We start from the raw sequence: 3,472 nt of genomic DNA on the forward strand, positions 1-3,472 counted from the left end.
TGGCTGGGAGGGGTAACGGGCCTGCCGTTCTCGCTGCCGACGGAGGCGCAGTGGGAATACGCGGCGCGTAGCCGGGGTAAATATGTGGTGGCGCCCACCGATGACGGCACGATACGTATAGAAAACCGCAAGGGCATCAACATTGCCACTGAGCTGGATACTGAAGAGTATGCCAAAAAGACAGGCTCAACCCTCAAGTGGCTATCCCCGCTTCCACGTGATTTCCGTCCCCCCAATCCGCTGGGGATTTACGACATGGCTGGAAACGGCTGGGAATGGATGAAGGACTGGTATGACCCGGAATACTACAGCCATTCTCCGGTAAAAGACCCGCAGGGCCCGGAGCAGCCGGTATTTAAAGACCCGGACGGGTACTACACGCGGGTGCTGCGCAGCCAGAACTATTCAGGGCCGGGGCTCGGGCTGACCATGGTGCGCTATAAAACCGACCCAGGAAATAAAGGTTATCCACCAACCGACAAAACCGTGCGCTGTGCAGTGAACCACCCGAGTCCGGTGAAGTGATAATTTATTAATTTATGCATCTGAATAATCAGGGAAAAGATTATGAGCGGTTCAAACACGCCAGCAGCAGATCATCAAACGAGTAAGGTTGAGTCAAATGTAAAAATTGTGATTGTCAAATCTTGTCAATGCTATTTCAGGATTGACAAATTACAATTGATTTTTATTGATGAAGCGGATGCCAGCGTGTTTGAAGTTGCTATGAGTAAACTGAGCGACCTGGTAAATAAACAACATATTGCAAGAAATAAATACTCTCAGGCTATTGAAAAATATGGTGTGCAGTTAAAGGATACTGCCAATAAGGACAGGTTGCCCGAACTGGAAAATGAAATATCAAAGGCTGAAGGTGAGCTACAAACGGCAACTAAAAATCTACAGCAGGAGTTGGGGGATTTCAATGAACAAAGTGGGTATAAACCTATAGTTGAGCTAATACCCATTGAAGATATTAAGAAGCGAGCTTTTGGTCGATTTTATTCATATGTTAAAGAAGAAGACTATAAGAAGTTTGAAACAAAATTCACAGTGATTTCCGTGGATGATTTTAGTGGTGATAATATTTTCACCAAAGATGAAGATAATAATATTATTGGTATCGATATAAAATCTTTATCAGAGAAGTTGAAAACAGCCAAGGAGAAGATTAAACAAATGATGGATCGCACAATGACTGTCGGTGCAAACATCAAATTTGAGAAGACATTAACAGAATGGGCCGAGGTATGGAACGATAAAAAGTATAAGCACACGGGTGAATATATTGATGTTTCTGCGGGTGCTCAATTTATGCGTTTGACAGCGAATGCCTCCACGCTTAATAGCTGGGACCCTGATACCGGACAAGTGAAAATAAAAGGTGAGGCTCAAGCTGAATTAACCGTTTTCTCTGGAAAAGTAAACTCCACACTTTTTGTTCCCGACCGGACCGGCTGGCCGCTTAAATTTATGATTAATGATAAGGAAGAAGCCAATATTGGTGTCCTGAGGGCAAAAATAGAAGGGCAATTGACCGGGTATGTTGGCGCATCAGCCAAGATAGAAGCCAATCTGCAGTTTGTGACATACAATCAAAAACAGTTGCTAATGGGAAATCGCACCAAAAGTTCGACATTTGTTGAACGAAAAGAAGGCGTAAAAGTTAAGGGCAATAAAGGCAAAGCAAAAAAAGGACTGGAAGTAAAAGCGGAAGCCTTTGGTGGTGCTAAAGTTGGCGCCAGTTTAGGTGGAACATTACAGTGGCTGAAACCCTTTACTTCACTGGTGGCGGAAATCCCGGCCATGTTAAAAAAATTAGGTCTTGAACCAGACTTAATGCTTGACGCCTCGGCAATGGATAAATTAATTCAACTGCAAAATCAAAAAGAAAAGAATAAAAAGAAAGAAGAGCATTTAGGTGATTTCCAGGATTTTGGTTCGCTTAAAGTCGGTGGCGAGGTTCAGTTAGGCGCTGGAGCTAGCGGTGAATTTAGGGTTCGCTTTGTTAAAGGAAGATTCAGGTTCCATATGCATGGCAGTTTGTGTTTGGGCCCCGGCGCGAAGGGACTTGTGGAGGGTGAGATTACTCCCGAGCTGTTTATGGAATTCGCCGTATGGGTTATCTATCAACTCTATGGCATGGACTATAAGCACTGGGTGATTATTGAGGAGGAGGCGTTTAATGCCTTGTGGTATATTTTATTGATGGATAAGGAGAAAAAATACAAAGAGTATTATGATAAGATGAAGGCTGATTTTTATGATGTTCTCAAAGATTTCTCTGGGTTTATTAAATCAACGTTTACAGAAATTATGACGGCAAGAGACCAGTCGGCAAAGCGCAATAAATTTGCGGCTGAGATTAATAGCGACCCTGGCAATGTATATCTTTATTCTCCTGAGGCAAAAGGTACTGCCTTGTATCTCCTGACTTTAGATGGCGCCTACGACCGTATTGATATCAATAACCAGGGTGATGGTATTATCCCGGACACCAACCATGAACGAAAAAAAGCGGTATTGTTTATTTTGTCCAGTATTCAGACCAAACGGGAGTGGAAAAAGGTGTTGACGCGTATTACCGCAACGGGAACGGTGTACCCCGGTAATGAGGACGCGATTGTTAAAATGGCGCAAAAGAATATCCGGATATTCCTGCAGACGGGCATTGATAGTGATGACGAGCTGGATAATATCATCGACAAACTAGAACTGCGAGATTTAGATGAACTGGTGTCGCGTTTAAAGGAAAAACCAACCTACGGTTATTCTTTTTCGCCAAATTGCAGCAAACAATACAAATTACATTGTGATGATAATCCATTTTATAGGTCACTGTGTCATTTTGTGCCGGTTGATCCTCAGTATCAGCAAAAATGGGAGAGTAACGATTAATGGAAAAAAAACGAATTTATAAATATAGCCTGGCATCGTTGTTGTTGTTGTTGCTGTTGCTGAGCGGTTGCGATAAACCGGAGCCTGCGGCGCAGGATAACGCTGAATTAGCACACTACCTGCAACGCATCACCGGCGATCTGGTGTTTATTCCGGGCGGCACGTTCTGGATGGGGGATTTTTGCTCCCGCACGCACGGTGAGGGGGCGCGCTGTTCTTCGGAAAAAGATACCAAACCCGTGCATGAAGTGACGCTGAGCAGCTATTCCATCGGTCGTTTCAAGGTGACCCATGAGGATTACGCCTTTTACCTGAAAATGGCGGGATTACCGGAGTTACGTTACAAAGATCAATTCGATAATAAAACGCTGGCGGCCATGACCCATTTTAAAAACAGTCCGGCGGTGGTGTCATGGACAGAGGCCGAGAATTACTGCCGCTGGCTGAAAAAGGAGACGGGGCTGCCGTTTTCCCTGCCGACGGAAGCGCAGTGGGAGTATGCGGCGCGTGACCGGGGCCAGTATATTCTGGTGGCAACGGATGACGGCGACTGGCGTGAAGATGAGAAAACCGG

The 3,472-nt window shown here is 44.9% G+C and carries 3 protein-coding genes; all 3 read left to right on the plus strand.

The features are described from left to right. On the plus strand, positions 1-525 hold a 525-nt coding region (locus tag OGX67_RS08795), incomplete at its 5' end, for a formylglycine-generating enzyme family protein (protein WP_286526339.1). Positions 526-567: 42 nt separating this feature from the next. Next, positions 568-2,898, plus strand: a complete 2,331-nt coding sequence (locus OGX67_RS08800; RefSeq protein ID WP_286526341.1) for a hypothetical protein — start codon at positions 568-570, stop codon at positions 2,896-2,898. Continuing rightward, the coding region (locus OGX67_RS08805) for a formylglycine-generating enzyme family protein (RefSeq protein ID WP_286526343.1) at positions 2,898-3,472 on the plus strand (575 nt) is incomplete at its 3' end. The genes OGX67_RS08800 and OGX67_RS08805, both read left to right, overlap by 1 nt.

Source organism: Citrobacter sp. Cf118, from assembly GCF_030334095.1.
Taxonomy (GTDB): Bacteria; Pseudomonadota; Gammaproteobacteria; order Enterobacterales; family Enterobacteriaceae; genus Citrobacter; species Citrobacter freundii.

Excerpts from the sequence above, each read along its gene's own strand:
- OGX67_RS08800 (WP_286526341.1), top strand. The coding sequence starts at position 568 with ATGAGCGGTTCAAACACGCCAGCAGCAGATCATCAAACGAGTAAGGTT.